Here is a 20,753-nt window from a genome sequence, read left to right as displayed (position 1 = left end):
GTTTTTCGAGGGTAAGTTGCGCGCCGGTTTTGTTGCCGGGCAGCCATGGCTGTCATGCAGCGCGGGGCAACTTGGGCCCAACTAATTTAGAGGACCTCCACTTGCCTATTTTTTCTTCTTTGCGCAAAGCCCTGCTGGCCACTGCCGGCCTGACGATCGCTGTCGGAGCCCAGGCCGCCGGTACGGTGCATATTTATAACTGGTCCGATTACATCGGCGAGAGCACCCTGGCCGACTTCGAAAAAGAGACCGGAATCAAACCGGTCTACGACGTCTTCGACTCCAACGAAACCCTGGAAGGCAAGCTGCTGGCCGGGCGTACCGGTTACGACGTGGTCGTGCCGTCGAACCACTTCCTCGGCAAGCAGATCAAGGCCGGCGCATTCCAGAAGCTCGACAAGGCGCAGTTGCCAAACTATGCCAACCTCGACCCGGTGCTGCTCAAGCGTCTGCAGCAGAACGATCCCGGCAACCTGTACGCCGTGCCGTACCTGTGGGGCACCAACGGCATCGGTTACAACGTCGACAAGGTCAAGGCAGTGCTCGGTATCGACAAGATCGATTCCTGGAGCGTGCTGTTCGAACCGGAAAACATCAAGAAACTGCACAGCTGCGGCGTCGCGTTCCTCGATTCGGCCGATGAAATGATGCCGACCATGCTCAATTATCTGGGCCTGAACGCCAACAGCACCAACACCAAGGACTACGAAAAAGCCACGGCCAAGCTGCTCGCCGTGCGTCCGTACGTGACCTACTTCCACTCGTCCAAGTACATCGGTGACCTGGCCAACGGCGATATCTGCGTGGCCATCGGTTTCTCCGGGGACATCTTCCAGGCGAAGAACCGTGCCGAAGAGGCGAAGAAGGGCGTCAACATCGCCTATTCGATCCCGAAAGAGGGCGGAGCGCTGTGGTTCGACATGCTGGCGATTCCGAAGGACTCGTCCAACGTCAAAGAGGCACACGCCTTCATCAACTATTTGTTGAAACCTGAGGTGATCGCTCAGGTCAGTGATTACGTCGGTTACGCCAACCCCAACCCGGGTTCGGACAAGCTGATGGAACAGTCCATCCGCACCGACGAAGCGGTTTATCCACCGCAGGCAGTCCTCGACAAGACCTACGTGTCGACCGAGTTGCCGCCCAATATTCAACGTTTGATGACCCGCAGCTGGACCAAGGTCAAGTCGGGCAAATAAGGCACAACTATCCTGGGTTCGTCCGCATTGGGCGAACTGCACTCTTTTTTTCTGGGAGTTTCGTAAATGGCAGTTGCCTCCGGCGCCTATAAGAAAGCCCTCGAGGGCGACCAGACACCTAAACAGGTGTTGGTCAAAATCGACCGGGTCACGAAGAAGTTCGACGAGACGATTGCCGTGGACGATGTGTCCCTGGAAATCAAGAAAGGCGAGATCTTCGCCCTGCTCGGCGGTTCGGGATCGGGCAAATCCACTCTGCTGCGGATGCTGGCAGGGTTCGAACGGCCCACGGAGGGGCGCATTTTCCTCGACGGCGTCGACATCACCGACATGCCGCCGTACGAACGTCCGATCAACATGATGTTCCAGTCGTATGCCTTGTTTCCGCACATGACCGTGGCGCAGAACATCGCCTTCGGCCTGCAGCAGGACAAGATTCCCAAGGCTGAGGTTGATGCCCGTGTGGCCGAGATGCTCAAGCTGGTGCAGATGAGCCAGTACGCCAAGCGCAAGCCGCACCAACTGTCTGGCGGTCAGCGTCAGCGTGTGGCGCTGGCACGTTCGCTGGCCAAGCGGCCGAAGCTGCTGCTGCTCGATGAGCCGATGGGCGCACTGGACAAGAAACTGCGTTCGCAGATGCAACTGGAGCTGGTGGAAATCATCGAGCGCGTCGGCGTGACCTGCGTGATGGTGACCCACGACCAGGAAGAGGCCATGACCATGGCCGAGCGTATCGCGATCATGCACCTGGGCTGGATCGCCCAGATCGGCAGCCCGATCGACATCTATGAAACCCCGACCAGCCGTCTGGTCTGCGAATTCATCGGCAACGTCAACATCTTCGAAGGTGAAGTGATCGACGATGCCGAAGGTCACGCGACCATCACCTGCAAAGACCTCGACCGGCAGATCTATGTCGGCCACGGCATCAGCACCTCGGTGCAGGACAAGTCCGTGACCTACGCGATCCGTCCGGAGAAGCTGCTGGTCACCGCCGATCAACCGACCTGCGAATACAACTGGTCGAGCGGCAAGGTCCACGACATCGCCTACCTCGGCGGGCACTCGGTGTTCTACGTTGAATTGCCGAGCGGCAAACTGGTGCAGTCGTTTGTCGCCAACGCCGAACGTCGCGGCGCGCGTCCGACCTGGGGCGATCAGGTTTACGTGTGGTGGGAAGACGACAGCGGCGTGGTACTTCGCTCATGAACATGCGCAAATTCAAACGCCGCATCAACCGAATAATCCCCAATGGCCGGCAACTGGTCATCGGGGTCCCGTTCATCTGGCTGTTTCTGTTCTTCATGCTGCCGTTCTTCATCGTCCTGAAGATCAGCTTCGCCGAAGCCGACGTGGCCATCCCGCCGTACACCGAGATCTACACGTACGCCGAGCAGAAGCTGCAATTGCTGCTGAACCTGGGCAACTACGCGATGCTGGCGGGCGACGAGTTGTACATCGCCGCTTACCTCGGCTCGTTGAAGATGGCATTTATCAGCACGCTGTTGTGCCTGTTGATCGGTTATCCCATGGCCTACGCCATCGCCACCGCCCGTAAAGAGCTGCAAACGGTGCTGGTGCTGTTGATCATGATGCCGACCTGGACGGCGATCCTGATCCGCGTTTACGCGTGGATGGGCATCCTCAGCAACAACGGTCTGCTCAACGGTTTCCTGATGAGCATGGGCTTGATCGATGAGCCGCTGCAGATCCTCAACACCAACCTTGCGGTGTACATCGGCGTTGTTTACTCGTACCTGCCGTTCATGATCCTGCCGCTGTACGCCAACCTGGTGAAGCACGACAACAGTCTGCTCGAAGCCGCATCGGACCTCGGTTCGAGCACCTTCAACAGCTTCTGGAAAATCACTATTCCGCTGTCCAAGAACGGGATTATTGCCGGCTGCATGCTGGTGTTCATCCCGGTGGTGGGCGAGTTCGTGATCCCGGAACTGCTCGGCGGTCCGGAAACCCTGATGATCGGTAAAGTGCTCTGGCAAGAGTTCTTCAACAACCGTGACTGGCCGGTGGCGTCCGCGCTGGCGGTGGTGATGCTGGCGATCCTGATTGTGCCGATCATTCTGTTCAACCGCAGTCAGGCCAAAGAAATGGAGGGCAAAGAATGAAGCGCATCCGTTTCTCCAGCCTGATGCTGGTCCTGGGTTTGTTGTTCATTTACCTGCCGATGCTGATCCTGGTGATCTACTCGTTCAACGCCTCGAAACTGGTGACGGTGTGGGGCGGCTGGTCGATCAAGTGGTACGTCGGCCTGCTCGACAACACGCAACTGATGGGCTCGGTGCTGCGCTCGCTGGAAATTGCCTGCTACACCGCCGTTGCGGCGGTGGCGCTGGGCACGCTGGCAGCGTTTGTGCTGACCCGTATCACCCGCTTCAAGGGCCGCACGCTGTTTGGCGGTCTGGTCACCGCGCCGTTGGTGATGCCGGAAGTGATCACCGGTCTGTCACTGTTGCTGCTGTTCGTGGCGATGGCGCAGATGATCGGCTGGCCGCAGGAACGTGGCATCGTCACCATCTGGATCGCTCACACCACGTTCTGTGCGGCGTATGTGGCGGTGGTGGTGTCGGCGCGTCTGCGTGAACTGGACCTGTCGATCGAAGAAGCGGCCATGGACCTTGGTGCACGGCCGTGGAAGGTGTTCTTCCTGATCACCATCCCGATGATCGCGCCCTCGCTGGCGGCGGGCGGTATGATGTCGTTCGCGCTGTCGCTGGATGACCTGGTGCTGGCGAGCTTCGTCTCCGGTCCGGGGTCGACGACCCTGCCGATGGAAGTGTTCTCGGCGGTGCGTCTGGGCGTGAAGCCTGAGATCAACGCCGTGGCCAGTCTGATTCTGCTCGCGGTGTCGATCGTGACCTTCATGGTCTGGTTCTTCAGCCGCCGTGCCGAAGAAGCGCGCAAGAAGGCGATCCAGCAAGCCATCGAAGAAAGCGCTGCCGATTCCTGGAAACAGCCGGACGTGCGTCGCGCCCCGGCGCCGGAAGCGGCGTAAGCCCTCTGGTAAAAAAGCCTCACTCCCTGCAAAGGTAGTGAGGCTTTTTTTTTGTAGCATGGCGCCAGGCTTTTTGTGGCGAGGGAGCTTGCTCCCGCTGGGTGGCGGAGCCGCCCCAATCGCAGAGTCAGACATTGCGAGGTTGTTGATTTTGCGACGGCTGTGCCGCCGAGCGGGAGCAAGCTCCCTCGCCTCAGGAGTCATTCCACAGTCGGTTTCAGGAAGTCCAGGGTGATTGGCGGATGACTTCAACGAAGTTCATCGGTTTGAACCCCGCCTGCTGATCTTTCAACACATCGGTCTTCACATTGCCGAACGTGGTCTGCGGACGATGACGCAAACCGTCGGCAAACGCGCAGATGATGCACTCCTTGAACCCTTCTCCACGCGGGTGCGCATGCACCACCGCCTCACGCTGTACGGTGCTGAACGCTGCGTAGTCCATGCCCAACACATCCATTTCCACGCCTGCGGTCACCAGCGCCACGGTTGGACGCAGATGCTTCGGCACGCCCGGCGTGGTGTGCAGGGCAATCGACAGCCAGACCTGCTCAATGTCGTCATCGCTCAACCCGTACGGTTTGAGAAACGCCGACGCCGCGTTGGCGCCGTCCACTTCAAAACGCTCGTCATCACTGCGATGACCTTCGACCAGACCCAAGTCGTGGAACATCGCGCCGACGTACAGCAACTCCGGGTTGTAGGCCAGTTGCTGGCGCTCGCCGCTCAGTGCGCCGAACAGAAAGACCCGGCGCGAGTGGTGGTAGAGCAGGTCGGATTCGATGTCGCGGATGTATTCGGTGGTGGCCCGGGCGAGGGCGCTGTCAGGGATTTTGATGCCGGCGATGGTCGTGGTCATGGGCGGTTTCCTCACTGAAACGCCGTTGTGGCGCTGATGCGGGAAGTCTGTTCCCGACACTCAAAGCGGACAATCGACCCATGGCTGCGATCCTTGCCAATCCACCTGCAAATCGTGCCAACTGCCCTTCATAGGTTGGAATGCAATCCATTGTGGCGAGGGCGCTTGCTCCCGCTGGGCTGCGCAGCAGCCCCAATACAGTCGATGCGGTTTTGTCAGAGAGATCGAGTCAGTCGGGTTTACGACTGCTGCGCCGCCGAGCGGGAGCAAGCTCCCTCGCCACAGGGTTACAGGGGAATTCAAAATGAACAAAACCGTCGCCATCGTGGTGTTCTCGGGCGTGCAGTCGCTGGATGTGACCGGGCCCATGGATGTGTTCGCCGAGGCCAACCGGTTTCTCGCCCCCGAGGATCACTATCGTCTGCTGGTGATCGGCGTCGAGCACGGGCCGATGGCCTGCTCCAATGGCTTGACCCTCAATGCTCACCGCCATTTCAGCGAAGCTCTGGAAGCCTATGACCTGCTGCTGGTCGCCGGTGGCCCGCAACTGCCGTTCATGGATTTTGGCGCGACATTCGACGTCTGGCTGCGCGAGGCCTGTGGCCGGGCGCGACGTTTTGGTTCGATCTGCAACGGCGCGTTCATGCTCGCGCGGGCCGGACTGCTGGAAGGGCGCACCGTCACCACGCACTGGAACGATGCCGAGGCGTTGGCGCAGTTGTGTCCGACTACCCAGGTCGAGGCCGACCGATTGTATGTCGAGGACGGCACGCTCTACACCTCGGCCGGAGTCACGGCGGGGATTGATCTGTCGCTGTACCTGCTGGCACGGGATCACGGCGCTGAAGTGGCGTTGAGCGTGGCCAAGCGGCTGGTGGTGTTCACCCAGCGTTCCGGCGGGCAGTCGCAGTTCAGCCCGTTCCTCACGCCGCACGCGGAACCGACGTCGGCGGTGGCGCTGGTGCAGTTGTATGTGCTGGCCAATCTCACGGGTGACCTGACGATTGCCGATCTTGCCAACGCCGCGAACATGAGTGCGCGCAATTTCTCGCGGGTGTTCGCCCGGGAAGCCAAGGTCACCCCGGCGGAGTTTGTCGAACGGGCGCGGGTGGATGCGGCACGGGTGATGCTGGAGAGCACGGCAGCGCCGTTGAAAACGGTGGCCTATCAGTGCGGGTTTCGCGATGCGCAACATATGCGCAGTGTGTTCAACCGCCGGCTGGGCGTGACGCCACAGCAGTTTCGGCTGAATTTTGCGGTGCTGCTCTGAGATTTAAGGTGTTGCTGATGGCCCTTTCGCGAGCAGGCTCGCTCCCACAGGGGAATGCATTCCAAATGTGGGAGCGAGCCTGCTCGCGAAGTGGCCAGTGCAGAACTACTGCGCAGCCCGCGCCGGCAACAGCTTCAAGGTACTGCGCGTATTCGCCGTCACCTCTTCGGCATTGAAATGCGCCTGCACATACATCCCGTCGACATACGCCTCAGCCTGATCGTCATAGTGACTGTCGAACGGCACACCGCTCTGGCCGACCGGGTTGATCGTCAGGCCATGCGCCGGATCGGCAAAATCCACCAGCCGCCGCGTCGACGGCCCATAAGTCACCGGCCACGGCGCGGGACCGATCTTCGCCGAGAGGTTGTTCGGCACTTCATGACTGCCCGGCGCCGCAAACGGCCCGACATTGAAAATCCGCTCCAGCGGCTTCTGCTGCCCCAGCGGATGGCCATGGGTCAGGGTATGCGCCGCGCCCCATTTCCACTCGGCAGAGTTATCGCCGAGGGTCAGCTTCAAGTGCTGCATGCTTGCCTGCCACGCCGCGCGGACGATATCGGCGCGGGTCTCCTTGGTCGGCGTGCTGCGGTTGTCCCACCACGGTGAATCGGCATTCGCTGCCAGTCTCGGCAGCGCCGCATCGATCACCCGCGTCGACAGCAGTGTCTCGAAGAAATCGTTGCCCAACTCATCGTGCATCGCCGCATCGGCGAGGTCGTAGAGGAACTGGTTGAACAGCGTCGCACTGACCGAATCCAGCGGATAGTCGCCTGGCCACTGCGCCAGTTGCTCGACCAGTTTCAGCTGCGCCGGATCGCTGACGACTTCACGCAATACCGGCAGCAACGGCGCGAGCAAACGCGGGCCGTAACCGGTGGCGGTGCCCAGTTGCAGTTTCTGATTGGCTTCGTTGGTCCACTTCACGTTCTTGTCGCTGAGCTGGCGATTGAGTTGCTGCCCGCGATCGGCGAGGTTGTAGTAACCGGGAATCGCCATGCCGGTCGGCGACACTGGCTGGAAGTTGGCCGAGACAATGTAGCCGCGCGCCGGGTTTTCTTCCTGCGGGTTGGCGCTGAACGGATAGAAACCGTCCTTGTCGGCCTGATTGCTGCTGCCGTCGAGAATGAATTCCGGCCGTACCCCGGCCGGGCGCTTGGGCAGCAGCGCCGAGGCCCACCAGGCGATATCGCCCTTGGCATTGGCATAGACGAGGTTCAGTCCCGGTGCCTGGACTTTCGCCGCTGCGGCGCGGGCCTTGGCCAGGGTGTCGGCGCGATTGAGTTGGTAGAAGCCTTCAAGGATCGGGTTCGGTGTTTCGAGGAAGGCCCACCACATCGCGATTGGCGTCTTGCCGGCGGCGCTGCCGAGCGCATCGTTGACGATCGGGCCGTGGGGCGATTGGCGCAGGGTGAGGGTCACCGGCGTCTGGCCCTTCACATTGATCTGCTGTTGGGTGACGACCATGTCGGTCCACTGGCCGCGATACCAGACCTGATTCGGATTGTCCGGATTGACCTTCTCGGCGATCAGGTCCAGATCGTCGTTCTGGAACATGGTCAGGCTCCAGCCGAAATCCAGGTTGTGCCCCAGAAACGCGAACGGCACCAGTGCTTGATGCTGGCCGTACAACTCGAAGCCCGGCGCCGACAATTGCGCCTCGTACCACACCGATGGCACCGAGAAGCGAATGTGCGGATCACCCGCCAGCAGTGGCTTGCCGCTCTGGCTGCGGCTACCGGCGATGACCCAGGCATTGCTGCCTTCGAATTGCGGCAGGCCATGGTCGATCAGCGCCTGTTCGCTGAGGCGGGCGAGGGCATTGAGGTCTTTCCAGTCGCCGGCGGCGAGGGCCGGCGCTGGCTTGGCGTGACCGTTGGCCAGCACCCCATTGGGTTGCCAGTCGAGATCGAAGACCTTGAGGTAATCGGCGCCGAGTTGATCGCGCACATAAGTCAGCAACGGCTCGGTGCGAAATGCTGCAGCAAAGCTATAGGCCATGTAGCCGGCGACGCTGATGCTGTCTTCCGCGGTGAACGGCCGCTTGGGGATGCCCAGCACGTCAAACTCGATCGGTGCTGCGTGGGTGTCCTGATACTGGTTAATACCATCCAGATAGGCTTGCAGGCCCTTCCATGCCGGCGACTGCTTGTCGAGGCTGGCGACATAACTGGCGGCGCGCTCACGGATGCGCAGGCTGCGGAACAGTTTGTCGGTGTCGAGCAGTTTCGGCCCGAGCACTTCCGCCAGTTCACCGCGGGCGAGGCGGCGCATGGCTTCCATCTGGAACAGGCGATCCTGGGCATGCACATAGCCGAGGGCGCGGTACAGGTCGGTTTCGTTCTCGGCACGAATGTGTGGCACGCCGCGTTCGTCGTAGCGCACGGTCACCGAGCCCTGCAGGTTGCGCAGTTCGACCTGGCCCTGGCGCGTCGGTTGTTTGCTGTAGACATACCAACCGACGCCGGCAAGCAGCACAACGATGAGCAAGGCAAGAACGGTGAACACGCGCTTCATGATGACTCCTTGTGCAAGCGGGATTGCCGCCCGTCGGACTGCAAACAATTAGCACAGACCTTCCGTGCCGTGCAGCGCTGTCCTTGAAAAGTCCGGAATGCCTTACCGCGTTTCCACCGGCCACGGGCAGTAACAACCGACCGCCAGGGTGTGCGTGGCATTGACCGGACGATCTTCCGTCAGGGCATTCAAAATCGGTTCGATAAAACTGTTGCTGGAGTTGCAGGTCAGGCCTTCGCTGTAGGGGCCGAAGTAAGCCAGTTTGCCGCTGCGATCCCAGATCGCCACAGCCGGGCTGGCCGGAACCTGTTCGGAGCCGGGCAATATCGTGATGGTTTTCAGGCTGCTGAGGGTGGCGGGTAACTGACCGTGGCTGCCGGTTTTCTGCACGGCGAAGAACTCAACGCCTTTGGCGCCGAACTGCTCGATCATCTCGGTCAAGTGTTGCTGATTGCCGACGTTGCACGGGCAGGCCGGGTCCCAGAAGTGCACCAGGCGGATCTTGCCGGGGCCGGCGAGATTGTCGGGAAGGCGCAGCGGATCACCGGAAAACACTGCCGTGTGTTCGCTGAACGCGCGCAGATAACGCCCCTGAAACCAGTCGTACGCCGCCCACAGCACCCCGGCGCAAATCAGCGCAAGCAGGCTGGCAAACAGTGCGGTGCGGTAGGGCGAACGCATGGATTTGGTTCCTCAGAGGCGGGCTAGCTTGCCATGTCTGCCTCTACAGATGAATATCGCAGGCCGATAAAGTCTGTTTACCGCTTTGGAATTCCCGCATGCCTGCCACTTTCGATCCCGATCATTTACGCGCCAGCCTCAAGCCATTGGCCGAGTGGCAGCCGTTGTCGGACGAGGCAAAGGCCTATCAGCGCTTTTACCAAACCGATTTCCCCGAGCGGGATGTCTGGCGTGGCATGGGTCGTTTCGAGGTCGATGGTTATGAACTGGTCAGCCATTGCTGGTGGCCGGAAAAGGTCAAGGCGACGCTGTTTCTGCTGCACGGGTACTACGATCACACCGGGCTCTATCGCCATGTGATCGAGTGGGCGCTGGATCAGGACTTCGCAGTGATCGCTTGCGATTTGCCGGGGCATGGCCTGTCGAGCGGGCCGCGCGCGAGCATCCGTGATTTCTCTGAATACCAGGATGTCCTGCAAGCGCTGTTCGCCGAGGCACAGTCGATCGCGCTGCCGCAGCCATGGCATTTGTGCGGTCAGAGCACCGGCGGGGCGATTGTGGTCGATCACCTGCTCAACCATGGCGAAAACAGCCCGGCGCAAGGCCAGGTGATTTTGCTGGCGCCACTGGTGCGGCCACGGGCGTGGGGCTGGTCGCAGCTGAGTTATTACCTGCTCAGGCCGTTTGTCAGAGGCGTCACCCGACGCTTCAGCGAGAATTCCAATGACCCGGATTTCCTGCCGTTTCTCCAGGCCGACCCGTTGCAGCCTCGGCGCTTGCCGACCAAATGGGTCGGCGCCCTGTCACGCTGGATCATCCGCGTCGAGCACGCGAAAAAAAGTCCGCGACGGCCGCTGATCATTCAGGGGCAGGCGGACATGACGGTGGACTGGCAGCACAATTTGCAGGTGTTGAAGTGGAAGTTCGACCGGCCACAGATTTTGCTGCTGGCCGAGGCGCGGCATCATCTGGCGAATGAGACGGTGGAGATGCGTGAGGAGTATTTCGAGTTTCTGAGCAAGCGCATCAGAGGCCGGAATCTTTAGCGTCTATGAGGGCCTCTTCGCGAGCAGGCTCGCTCCCACATTGGATCTTCAGTGGACACAAAATTTGTGAACATCCCGAATCCCATGTGGGAGCGAGCCTGCTCGCGAAGGCGGTCGGTCAGGCGCTAAAGATCATTGCCCGACCGCAAGTCCTGCCCGAATCGCTGCCAGCGCGGCCCGGTAATACGCCTTGCCCTCAGTTGATTCGGCAAACGTCGCAAACTCTTCCAGCTCTTCATCCGACAGGTCGCGATAGACGTAGAGCAACGTGTTGTTCATGTCCGCGCCGATCTGATCCATCAAGCGCTGGCGCTGACCATTAAGCATGCCTTGCGCCTGACCGCCGCCGAGCAGCCCCGGGATCATCGAACTCAAACTGTCCGCCGCGACGCCGGCAATCGCCAGGCTCACTTCGGCGCCGGCTTCACGGGCCGGCAAGGCCTGGGCGAGGTGGCCGATGATCAGCAGGCGGCTGTCGCTGGCCTGCATTTTCGGCAGACCCTTGGCGTTCTTTGCCAGTTGATCGCGGCGGGTCGCGAGCAATTCGGCAGCGACGATTTTCTTGCCCAGCGGCGATTGAAAGAAGGCCAGGGCCGGTTTCGGATCGGCGAGGTTCTGCCGCAATTGCGCCTCGGCGCGTTGATCCACGGCCTGCGGGGCAAAGCGTTGGTTGCTGTTATTCACCAAGGCTTGAAACACGGCGGGCGGCAGGCTGTTCTGATAGCGCTGCTGTGCGGCCGTCAGGGCATCGTTGAAATGCGCACGTTGATCTGGCCAGCCGGCGACCTTGTACAACTGATCGTGGCCGTCCGCCCAGGCGGGCAAAACGCAGAACATCAACAGTGAAAAAAGCAAACGGCGCATAGGGACTCCTGTCAGCAGCGGACTATTCTCCGTGCGGTGCCGGTACTTGTCGAGAATTCGTAGCAAGCCGCCGCGTGGCTCTGTCGGATTTCTTGCCGCCGACATACTATGCGCGCCATGCAAATATCCTCTGAACACCCACTGCTGTTACGCATCGTCGACGACCTGGCCGAACACGGCTGGTCGCAGCAGAACATATTCCTGCCCGCCGGTTTGACCCGCGAGCTGGCGGCCGAGTGCCGTAAACGTGAGGCTGAGGGTGAACTGGCGCCGGCGGCGGTCGGTCGTGGGCCGTTTTCAGAGATTCGCGAGGGTATTCGCGGCGACCACATCCAGTGGATCGACCCAGGCCAGGCCGATTCCAGCGACCGCTATCTGAACCTGATGGACAGCCTGCGCGAAGCGCTCAACCGTGGCTTGTTTCTGGGGCTTGAGGACTTTGAGTGCCATTTCGCGCTATATCCGCCGGGTGCGTTTTATCGCCGGCATGTTGACCGTTTTCGCGACGATGACAAGCGTATGGTCTCGGTGGTGGTCTACCTCAATGACGCGTGGCTGCCGGAGGATGGCGGTCAGTTGCGCATGTATCTGAAAGACGATCGCGTGCATGACGTGCAACCTACCGGCGGTTGTCTGGTGGTGTTTCTCTCCGGCGAAGTGCCCCACGAAGTACTGCCGGCGAACCGCGAGCGCCTGTCGCTGACCGGCTGGTTCCGCCGCCGTGGCAACGAGCCTTTCTGAAATGGAAAAGATTCTGGTCAGCCGCTGCCTGTTGGGCCATCGCGTGCGTTACGACGGCGGGGCCAGCGGGCCGTTTGATTTGCTCGAACAGTGGATTGCCGAAGGGCGGGTGGTGCCGTTGTGCCCGGAGGTCGCGGGTGGTTTGCCGACGCCACGGGCGGCGGCGGAGATTCCGGGCGGGCAGGGTGGTGAAGTGCTCGATGGCGTCGCGGCGGTGATCACCACGGATGGCGAGGATGTCAGTGCGCAGTTTCTGGATGGTGCACGGCAGGCGCTGGCATTGGTGCAGAAACACGGCATTCGTGTGGCGGTGCTCAAGGCCAACAGCCCATCGTGCGGAAACCTGCTGACCTATGATGGTACGTTCAGCGGTGTCAAAGTCTCCGGCGAAGGCGTAACGGCTGCGCTGCTCAAGCGCCATGGCGTGCAAGTCTTCAGCGAACTCGAACTGCCGCAGGCCGCGCTGGCCCTGACCCAACTCGATTAAAACCCATGTCGAAACCCATGTAGGAGCTGCCGAAGGCTGCGATCTTTTGATCTTGCTTTTAAAAGATCGCAGCCTTCGGCAGCTCCTACAGGTTTAGTGTTCACTCGGGTTTGGTGAGCCACTTCGCGGTCAGCGCCGCGAGGCGTCCATCCGCCTTGATCCGCTGCATCGCACTCTCGAGGCTGGCCTGAAACGCCGGATTACCCTTCTGGAACGGAATCGCCAAGTCCACCGGCGCGTCCGCTTTCGGCTTCTCTTCAGTTAATGACTGCACCAGCACCATCGGCCGTGGCTGTTCATCCTTCTTCGCCAGCAACTGCGCATCGACCTTGCCGTAAGACTCGCTGAAGTCGAAACGATCCTTGAGCTCCGGTGTCAGTGCTATGTGGTTGAGCGCGACATCGTACTTGCCGCTTTCAACGCCCTGGAGCAGGTCGGCCTCATCCGTGACGATGAAGTCGGCGCGTACATCCAGTTCGTTGGCCAGCATTTGCCCAAGCTCGACCTCGAACCCCGTGAGTGTGTCGCCTTCCTTGAAATTGAAGGGCGGTGTATTAGCCTCAAGGGCTATGCGCAGCTCGCCACGGTCGTTGACGTCATCAATCAGTTCGGCGTGAGCCAAAGGGCTCAGAAGGGGTAGCAGGCAGATCAGGCCAGGCAGAAAGCGCATGGTCACTCCTTTGAAATCATTATCGCGACGCTCTGAGTCAGGCTCGCTTTGCTATGGTTGTCGAGTGCCTTCGACAACAAATGGTCATGAAGTTGTCATGACCCTGCGGATTTTACGGAAAAACTGGAGAAGAAAATGAAAAGCTTTATGTCACGTGCAGCGTTGGCGGGTGTCCTGATGGGTGTTTCGGTGCTGGCCAGCGCGGCGACACCGGCCCCTAAAGGCGCTGAAGTGTTCATCGTTTCTCCCGAAGACGGAGCCACGGTTTCGCAGACCTTCACCGTCAAGTTCGGTACCAAGGACATCGCGCTGGCACCGGCTGGTGATGTCACCAAAAACACTGGTCACCATCACCTGCTGATCGACGCCAAGGAAATTGTTCCTGCCGGTTCGGTCGTCCCTACCGATGCCAACCATATGCACTTCGGCAAGGCGCAGACCCAGGCTGACATCAAGCTTGCCCCGGGCAAACACACCTTGCAGCTGGAACTTGGCGACAGCGGTCACATGGCATTCGACCCGCCAATCGTCTCCAAGAAAATCACCATCAACGTCGAATAACTTTTTCGGCGTGCATGAAAAAGGGAGCCCGAAGGCTCCCTTTTTTGTCGCTCAACGCTGGATCAGAACAATACGCGGCTACGGATGGTGCCGTTGATGTGCTGCAGCTTCTCTTGCGCCAGATCCGAGTACTCGGCGTCGACGTCGATCACCACGTAGCCAACCTTCTCGTTGGTCTGCAGGAACTGACCGGAGATGTTGATGCCGTTTTCGGCGAAGACCTTGTTGATCTCGCTCATCACACCCGGGATGTTCTCGTGGATGTGCAGCAGGCGGTGCTTGCCAGGGTGAGCCGGCAGGGCCACTTCCGGGAAGTTCACCGACGAAACGGACGTACCGTTGTCGCTGTACTTGACCAGTTTCTCTGCCACTTCCAGACCGATGTTGGCTTGCGCTTCGGCGGTCGAACCACCGATGTGCGGGGTCAGGATCACGTTGTCGAGGCCACGCAGCGGGCTTTCGAACTCTTCGTCGTTGGAGCGTGGCTCCACCGGGAACACGTCGATGGCTGCGCCGATCAGGTGCTTGTCCTTGATCGCGTCCGCCAGGGCGTCCAGTTCGACCACGGTGCCGCGCGCCGCGTTGATCAGGATGCCGCCCTTCTTGATGGCGCGGATTTCTTTCTCGCCGATCATCCACTGGGTCGCCGCGGTTTCCGGAACGTGCAGGGTGACGATGTCGGACATGCCCAGCAGCTCGTGCAGGTTGCCGACCTGAGTGGCGTTACCCAGCGGCAGCTTGGTCACGGTGTCGTAGAAGAACACCTGCATGCCCAGACCTTCCGCCAGAACCGACAGCTGCGTACCGATCGAGCCGTAGCCGACGATGCCGAGTTTCTTGCCACGGATCTCAAAGGAGTTGGCTGCGGACTTGATCCAGCCACCGCGGTGGCAGGAAGCATTTTTCTCAGGGATGCCGCGCAGCAGCAGGATCGCTTCGGCCAGCACCAGCTCGGCAACGGAGCGGGTGTTGGAGTACGGCGCGTTGAACACGGCGATACCGCGCTCACGGGCAGCACTCAGGTCAACCTGGTTGGTGCCGATGCAGAAACAGCCGACCGCGACCAGCTTCTTCGCGTGATCGAAGATCTCTTCGGTCAGTTGGGTGCGCGAACGAATGCCGATGAAGTGAGCGTCAGCGATCTTTTCCTTGAGCTGGGCTTCCGGCAAGGAACCTGTCAGGTATTCGATGCTGGTGTAGCCCGCCGCCTTGAGGACGTCGACAGCCGATTGGTGGACGCCTTCGAGAAGAAGGAACTTGATCTTGCTCTTATCGAGAGAAGTCTTGCTCATCTGCGTAAACCTGTATCCCGGAGAAAAATGGCAGGAAATGGTCAACAGACGCTGACCCGGACGACAAGAAAGTCGTCTCCGCGGATCTGGCCTTGGGCACTGTCCTGCGGGGTCGATATGCTAGCATAGCCTCCCCGCTAAACACTCATTCCTGCGACGTGAAGCGTTCTCAGGATGACCATGAATTGTTCGAGAGTTCTGTCGATGACCAATCCTGCCCTGATTGATGAACTGAAGACCCTGGTCGAGCCTGGCAAGGTCCTGACCGATGCCGACTCCCTGAATACGTACGGCAAGGATTGGACCAAGCACTTCGCCCCGGCGCCAAGTGCCATCGTGTTTCCCAAGACCATCGAGCAGGTGCAGGCCGTGGTTCGTTGGGCCAACGCGCACAAGGTGGCGCTGGTGCCGTCGGGCGGGCGCACCGGGCTTTCCGCTGCTGCGGTGGCCGCCAACGGCGAAGTGGTGGTGTCGTTCGACTACATGAATCAGATTCTCGACGTGAACCTCACCGACCGCACCGCTGTTTGTCAGCCGGGTGTGGTCACTGAGCATTTGCAGAACGTCGCGGAAGAAAAGGGCCTGTATTACCCGGTCGACTTCGCTTCCGCAGGTTCGAGTCAGATTGGCGGCAATATCGGCACCAATGCCGGCGGGATCAAGGTGATTCGCTACGGCATGACCCGCAACTGGGTCGCCGGCATGAAAGTCGTCACCGGCAAGGGCGATGTGCTGGAACTGAACAAAGACCTGATCAAGAACGCCACCGGTTACGACCTGCGGCAGTTGTTCATCGGCGCTGAAGGCACCCTCGGTTTCGTGGTCGAAGCGACCATGCGTCTGGATCGTGCGCCGAAAAACCTCACCGCCATGGTCCTCGGCACCGCCGATTTCGACTCGATCATGCCGGTGCTGCACGCCTTCCAGGGCAAGCTCGACCTGACTGCGTTCGAATTTTTCTCCGACAAAGCCCTGGCCAAAGTCATGGGTCGTGGCGACGTACCGGCGCCATTCGAAACCGACTGCCCGTTCTACGCGCTGCTGGAGTTTGAAGCGACCACGGAAGAAGTGGCCAACAGCGCACTGGAAACCTTCGAGCACTGCGTCGAACAGGGCTGGGTGCTGGACGGCGTGATGAGCCAGAGCGAAACCCAGCTGCAGAACCTGTGGAAGCTGCGCGAGTACATCTCCGAAACCATTTCGCACTGGACGCCGTACAAGAACGACATCTCGGTCACCGTGTCGAAAGTGCCAGCGTTCCTGAAGGAAATCGACGCGATCGTCGGCGAATACTATCCAGATTTCGAAATTGTCTGGTTCGGCCATATCGGCGACGGCAACCTGCACCTGAACATCCTCAAGCCGGATAACCTGAGCAAGGACGAGTTCTTCGCCAAGTGCGCGACCGTCAACAAGTGGGTGTTCGAAACCGTCGAGAAGTACAACGGCTCGATTTCCGCCGAACACGGTGTGGGCATGACCAAACGCGACTACTTGACCTACAGCCGTTCCCCGGTCGAAATCGAGTACATGAAAGCGGTCAAAGCGGTGTTCGACCCGAACGGCATCATGAATCCGGGCAAGATTTTTGCGGTTTGATCGGCAATCTTTGATGAATCAATGAAGGCAGGAGTCGGTAAATGAGCTATCAGCACCAGTACGTCGACGGCACGCGCATTCACTTCCCGATCGGGAAAGTCGTGTGCATTGGCCGTAATTACGCCGAACATGCCAAGGAACTGGACAACCCGGTGCCTACCGAGCCGTTGCTGTTCATCAAGCCGGGCAGTTGTGTGGTGCCGCTTGAAGGTGGTTTCAGCATTCCGACCGAGCGCGGTTCGGTGCACTACGAAGCCGAAATCGCGGTGTTGATCGGCAAGCCGTTGTCGACCAAGCCGAGCCGTGAAGAAGTGCTCGACGCGATCTCCGGTTTTGCCCCGGCGCTGGATCTGACTTTGCGCGACAAGCAGGCCGAGCTGAAAGCCAAGGGCCTGCCGTGGGAAATCGCCAAGTCGTTCGACGGCGCGGCAGTGATCGCCCCGTTCGTGGTCGGCAGCACCTTCGCTGACCTGACTGACATCGGCATTCGCCTGACCATCAATGGCGAAGTACGCCAGGACGGCAACAGCAGCGCGATGCTCAATCCGATCGTGCCGATGATCCAGCACATGGCCGGCTGCTTCTCGCTGCAGGCCGGTGACGTGATCCTCACCGGCACGCCAGTGGGTGTCGGCCCGCTGAACGTTGGCGATGACATCGTTCTCGAACTGGTCGGCGCGAGCAGCTTCACCAGCAGCGTGCGCTAACCGATAGGGATACACCGCAACTGTGGCGAGGGAGCTTGCTCCCGCTGGACTGCGCAGCAGGCCCCTGCTTTTTTAGTGAAAAGCAGGGCCGCTTCGCGCCCCAGCGGGAGCAAGCTCCCTCGCCACAAGTGTCCATTGCTGTTTGGTTAATGTGTTGTGGCCCGCAATGGTGCAGGGCAATCCCGCCATTTGCCGTTTTTTTCACATCGTGTACGGATAATTCCTCTCATTCTGCCGTCTGAGGCCGGCCTCTTTGTGCTATTACCCATAGCCTGAATTTTCGGAACTCGTCCTTCGATGTCATCTCAAACTCAGCTCAAACCCTCCCGCCGTTCACGTTTCGCCCTGCGTTGGTATGTCTGGCTATTGCTGGTGCTTGCCGCCGCTTATGCCCTGGCGTTTGCCATGCATTGGGATGATCGCGGTGTGCTGTGGCTGCAGGAACGCTTCGAAAGCCAGGCTGAGCAGAAAGACAGCATCTGGCTGCCGGACTATCGGGTGGTGATTGATGCCAAGCCGTTGACGGGCATGGAGAAGGATGAGGCCTCAGACCTGTCGTACAACCCGCAAACCAAAACGCTGTTTTCGGTCATGGGTAAAAACCCGTTTCTCGCCGAACTGACCCTGCAGGGTGAGGTGCTGCGCAAGATGCCGCTGGTGGGCTGGAGCAATCCGGAAGGCCTGACCGTTATGGAAAACGGCCTGATGGCCATCGTCGATGAGCGCCAGCACATGCTGTCGATCGTCAAAGTCGATGCGGACACCCGCGAATTGAACATCGCCGATTTCCCGAAATACGATCTCGGCCCGTCGAAAGACCAGAACAAAGCCTTCGAAGCCATCACTTGGGATTCGCACAACCAGCAACTGCTGCTGGGCGAGGAGCGGCCACCGGCGCTGTTCACCTGGAAAAGCGATGGCAGCCAGGCACTCAAGGGCGACAAGCAAAAACTCGTCAGTGACGAGCTGGATATTCGCAACCTTTCGGCGTTGGCGATTGACCCGCGCACTCAGCACACACTCGTGCTGTCCGCCGACTCGCATCTGTTGCTGGAACTGGACGAGAAGGGCGAGCAGGTCAGCTTCATGACCCTGCTTGGCGGCTTCAACGGTCTGAAAAACACCATCCCCCGCGCCGAAGGCGTGACCATGGACGAGGCGGGCACGCTGTACATGGTCAGCGAACCGAACCTTTTCTATCGCTTCGAAAAACAGAAATAACTGTCCTCGCGGCAATTTCAGATAGGTCTGATTGTCCTGACAGGCAAGTGGCCATTAAGCTTCAGTTCAGACAGGCGTGATATTTCATCCGCCTGTTTTGATCCCGAGCCCACCCCGAATGCGTCGACTTGCCCGCCCCAAGCCTCTGATCATCATCTTCTCGGTGATTGCCCTGATCGCGTTGATCGCGATCGGCCAATACATGCGCCTTTTCGAGCGCGCCTGGTTCAACCTGCATACGTGGTGGCAGCCGCTGAACAGTCAGGCCATCGGCCTGGATCAATATCGCGTAGACATCGAGGCGCGGGTGATCGATGGGCTGGAGGCCGATGTTTCGGCGCTGACCTTCGATCCGGTGCGCAAAAGCCTGTTCACCGTGACCAACAAGAATGCCGAACTGGTCGAGTTGTCGCTGGAAGGCAAGATTCTGCGGCGCATCGCCCTGATTGGCTTCGGCGATCCGGAGGCGGTCGAGTACATCAGCGCCGATACCTACGTGATCACTGACGAGCGCCAGCAGCGGCTGATCAAGATTCATCTGCAAGATGACACCACCTTCCTCGATGCTGCAGATGCCGAACAGATGACCCTCGGCGTGCACATGGCTGGCAACAAGGGCTTCGAGGGGTTGGCTTACGACTCGGTGGGCAAGCGCCTGTTTGTCGCGAAAGAGCGTAATCCGATGCTGATCTACGAAGTGCATGGCTTTCCGCATTTCAATCCGGAGAAGTCCTACGCGGTGCACGTGATCAACGACCCCAAGCGCGACGCCGGGATGTTTGTGCGCGATCTGTCGAGCCTGCAATACGACGAGCGCAGCGGGCATTTGCTGGCGCTGTCGGATGAGTCGCGGTTAATTCTGGAGCTGGATGTCGATGGGCGCCCGTTGAGTACCATGTCCATCAGTGGTGGTCGGCAGGGTTTGAAGAAAGCCGTGCCGCAGGCCGAGGGCATTGCGATGGATGATGACGGGACGTTGTATCTGGTGAGTGAGCCGAATCTGTTTTACGTCTTCAAAAAACCAACCCAGCCCTAACCAGCATCCCGAAACCAAGGTAGGAGTGAGCCTGCTCGCGATAGCGGTGTGTCAGTCGACATCAATATCAACTGACAGACCGCTATCGCGAGCAGGTTCACTCCTACAGGGGTATTTCATCTGCCCACAAATATGTGGCTGACCGGGCTTACTCAGCCTTGAGGGTTTTCACGCCTTCACTGGTGCCCAGCAACAACAGGTCAGCCGGACGCGCCGCGAACAGCCCGTTGGTCACCACGCCGACAATTGCATTGATCTGCGCTTCCAGCTCCACCGGGTTGGTGATCTGCAGGTTGAACACATCCAGGATGATGTTGCCGTTGTCGGTCAGCACGCCTTCGCGGTACACCGGGTCGCCGCCCAGCTTAACCAGTTGGCGAGCGACGTGGCTGCGGGCCATCGGGATCACTTCGACCGGCAGCGGGAACTCGCCCAGTACCGGCACCAGCTTGCTGGCGTCGGCGATGCAGATGAAGGTCTTGGCCACGGCGGCAACGATCTTCTCGCGGGTCAGGGCAGCGCCGCCGCCCTTGATCAGGTTCAGGTGCGCGTCGCTTTCGTCAGCGCCGTCGACGTAGAACTCCAGGTCGCTGACGGTGTTCAGCTCATACACCGGAATCCCGTGGCCCTTCAGGCGCGCGGCGGTGGCTTCGGAGCTGGCGACCGCGCCATCGAACGCGCCCTTGTGCTGGGCCAGGGCGTCGATGAAGCAGTTGGCGGTGGAGCCGGTGCCGACCCCGACGATGCTCTTGTCGTCGAGTTTCGGAAGGATGAAGTCGACGGCGGCCTGAGCCACTGCCTGTTTGAGTTGATCCTGGGTCATGCGGGCTCCGGAAGCGGGCAAGGTGAGAACGGAAAGGCCGGCATTATAGGCCCGGGGGCGAGGCAGGTCATTGCCCGATTGGCAGACAGCATTGTTTCGGAGGGTGCGGCTTTTGTGGCGAGGGAGCTTGCTCCCGCTCGGCTGCGAAGCAGTCGCAAAACCTGTGC

At 60.0% G+C, this 20,753-nt stretch carries 20 protein-coding genes; 13 read left to right on the top strand and 7 right to left on the bottom strand.

Translation table 11 applies throughout. The features are described from left to right. The first annotated feature begins 101 nt into the window (after positions 1-101). From BK670_RS27210 to BK670_RS27195, 4 genes are all read left to right on the top strand, one after another. Positions 102-1,199, top strand: a complete 1,098-nt coding sequence (locus BK670_RS27210; RefSeq protein WP_123454441.1) for a polyamine ABC transporter substrate-binding protein — start codon at positions 102-104, stop codon at positions 1,197-1,199. 66 nt (positions 1,200-1,265) lie between these two features. Then, positions 1,266-2,408 carry an ABC transporter ATP-binding protein gene (locus tag BK670_RS27205; RefSeq protein ID WP_034151965.1) on the top strand — a complete coding sequence of 381 codons (1,143 nt, stop codon included), beginning with the start codon at positions 1,266-1,268 and terminating at the stop codon, positions 2,406-2,408. A gap of 35 nt (positions 2,409-2,443) precedes the next feature. After that, on the top strand, positions 2,444-3,325 hold the full coding sequence (locus tag BK670_RS27200) for an ABC transporter permease subunit (protein ID WP_185036840.1): 882 nt from the start codon (positions 2,444-2,446) through the stop codon (positions 3,323-3,325). Then, the gene (locus BK670_RS27195; RefSeq protein WP_123454437.1) at positions 3,322-4,212 is read left to right on the top strand and encodes an ABC transporter permease subunit; all 891 of its coding nucleotides are present in this window, start codon (positions 3,322-3,324) and stop codon (positions 4,210-4,212) included. Before BK670_RS27200 ends, BK670_RS27195 begins: the two co-directional genes overlap by 4 nt. 217 nt (positions 4,213-4,429) lie before the next feature. On the opposite strand, the gene BK670_RS27190 is transcribed toward BK670_RS27195, so the two are convergent. Continuing rightward, positions 4,430-5,071, bottom strand: coding sequence for an HD domain-containing protein (locus BK670_RS27190; protein ID WP_123454435.1), 642 nt, complete (start codon positions 5,069-5,071; stop codon positions 4,430-4,432). Positions 5,072-5,375: 304 nt separating this feature from the next. On the opposite strand from BK670_RS27190, the gene BK670_RS27185 reads away from it, so the two are divergent. Continuing rightward, positions 5,376-6,341 carry a GlxA family transcriptional regulator gene (locus BK670_RS27185; protein ID WP_123454433.1) on the top strand — a complete coding sequence of 322 codons (966 nt, stop codon included), beginning with the start codon at positions 5,376-5,378 and terminating at the stop codon, positions 6,339-6,341. Positions 6,342-6,446: 105 nt separating this feature from the next. Here BK670_RS27185 and BK670_RS27180 read toward each other — a convergent pair whose 3' ends face one another. Together BK670_RS27180 and BK670_RS27175 are read right to left on the bottom strand one after the other, a co-directional pair. Continuing rightward, positions 6,447-8,858: a penicillin acylase family protein gene (locus BK670_RS27180; RefSeq protein WP_123454431.1), complete on the bottom strand. Its 2,412-nt coding sequence runs from the start codon at positions 8,856-8,858 to the stop codon at positions 6,447-6,449. A 102-nt stretch (positions 8,859-8,960) separates the two neighbouring features. Next, positions 8,961-9,539, bottom strand: a complete 579-nt coding sequence (locus BK670_RS27175; protein WP_123454429.1) for a DUF6436 domain-containing protein — start codon at positions 9,537-9,539, stop codon at positions 8,961-8,963. A 98-nt stretch (positions 9,540-9,637) separates the two neighbouring features. On the opposite strand from BK670_RS27175, the gene bipL reads away from it, so the two are divergent. Beyond that, positions 9,638-10,585 carry a phospholipase BipL gene (bipL, locus tag BK670_RS27170; protein WP_123454427.1) on the top strand — a complete coding sequence of 316 codons (948 nt, stop codon included), beginning with the start codon at positions 9,638-9,640 and terminating at the stop codon, positions 10,583-10,585. A gap of 132 nt (positions 10,586-10,717) precedes the next feature. Here bipL and BK670_RS27165 read toward each other — a convergent pair whose 3' ends face one another. Continuing rightward, the gene (locus BK670_RS27165; protein ID WP_123454425.1) at positions 10,718-11,449 is read right to left on the bottom strand and encodes a DUF2059 domain-containing protein; all 732 of its coding nucleotides are present in this window, start codon (positions 11,447-11,449) and stop codon (positions 10,718-10,720) included. Between the two features lie 108 nt (positions 11,450-11,557). On the opposite strand from BK670_RS27165, the gene BK670_RS27160 reads away from it, so the two are divergent. Beyond that, positions 11,558-12,190, top strand: a complete 633-nt coding sequence (locus tag BK670_RS27160) for a 2OG-Fe(II) oxygenase (protein WP_123454423.1) — start codon at positions 11,558-11,560, stop codon at positions 12,188-12,190. A 1-nt stretch (position 12,191) separates the two neighbouring features. Beyond that, positions 12,192-12,677, top strand: a complete 486-nt coding sequence (locus BK670_RS27155) for a 2-thiouracil desulfurase family protein (protein WP_123454421.1) — start codon at positions 12,192-12,194, stop codon at positions 12,675-12,677. 100 nt (positions 12,678-12,777) lie between these two features. Here BK670_RS27155 and BK670_RS27150 read toward each other — a convergent pair whose 3' ends face one another. Then, positions 12,778-13,347 carry a transporter substrate-binding domain-containing protein gene (locus tag BK670_RS27150; protein ID WP_123454419.1) on the bottom strand — a complete coding sequence of 190 codons (570 nt, stop codon included), beginning with the start codon at positions 13,345-13,347 and terminating at the stop codon, positions 12,778-12,780. A gap of 135 nt (positions 13,348-13,482) precedes the next feature. On the opposite strand from BK670_RS27150, the gene BK670_RS27145 reads away from it, so the two are divergent. Beyond that, entirely contained in the window at positions 13,483-13,908 is a 426-nt protein-coding gene (locus BK670_RS27145; RefSeq protein WP_123454417.1) for a DUF4399 domain-containing protein, read from the top strand. A 62-nt stretch (positions 13,909-13,970) separates the two neighbouring features. Here BK670_RS27145 and serA read toward each other — a convergent pair whose 3' ends face one another. Continuing rightward, positions 13,971-15,200, bottom strand: coding sequence for a phosphoglycerate dehydrogenase (serA, locus tag BK670_RS27140; RefSeq protein ID WP_064116317.1), 1,230 nt, complete (start codon positions 15,198-15,200; stop codon positions 13,971-13,973). Between the two features lie 204 nt (positions 15,201-15,404). Here serA and BK670_RS27130 point away from each other — a divergent pair, with 204 nt between their 5' ends. The 4 genes from BK670_RS27130 to BK670_RS27115 all read left to right on the top strand — a co-directional run bounded on the left by BK670_RS27130 (position 15,405) and on the right by BK670_RS27115 (position 19,763). Continuing rightward, positions 15,405-16,799 carry an FAD-binding oxidoreductase gene (locus tag BK670_RS27130; protein ID WP_123454415.1) on the top strand — a complete coding sequence of 465 codons (1,395 nt, stop codon included), beginning with the start codon at positions 15,405-15,407 and terminating at the stop codon, positions 16,797-16,799. A 41-nt stretch (positions 16,800-16,840) separates the two neighbouring features. Beyond that, on the top strand, positions 16,841-17,506 hold the full coding sequence (locus BK670_RS27125; RefSeq protein ID WP_123454413.1) for a fumarylacetoacetate hydrolase family protein: 666 nt from the start codon (positions 16,841-16,843) through the stop codon (positions 17,504-17,506). A 297-nt stretch (positions 17,507-17,803) separates the two neighbouring features. Further along, the gene (locus tag BK670_RS27120) at positions 17,804-18,727 is read left to right on the top strand and encodes an SdiA-regulated domain-containing protein (RefSeq protein WP_123454411.1); all 924 of its coding nucleotides are present in this window, start codon (positions 17,804-17,806) and stop codon (positions 18,725-18,727) included. 118 nt (positions 18,728-18,845) lie between these two features. Continuing rightward, a complete protein-coding gene (locus BK670_RS27115; protein WP_123454409.1) occupies positions 18,846-19,763 on the top strand; it encodes an SdiA-regulated domain-containing protein in 918 nt (305 codons plus the stop codon). Between the two features lie 148 nt (positions 19,764-19,911). Here the strand turns inward: BK670_RS27115 and rpiA are convergent, their stop codons facing one another. Then, positions 19,912-20,586 (bottom strand): ribose-5-phosphate isomerase RpiA, encoded by a 675-nt coding sequence (gene rpiA / locus BK670_RS27105; RefSeq protein WP_007913886.1) that lies wholly within the window; start codon positions 20,584-20,586, stop codon positions 19,912-19,914. Positions 20,587-20,753 lie beyond the last annotated feature (167 nt).

This window comes from Pseudomonas fluorescens (assembly GCF_003732425.1).
Classification (GTDB): domain Bacteria; phylum Pseudomonadota; class Gammaproteobacteria; order Pseudomonadales; family Pseudomonadaceae; genus Aquipseudomonas; species Aquipseudomonas fluorescens_BE.
This window is presented reverse-complemented; position numbering and strand designations above follow the sequence as displayed.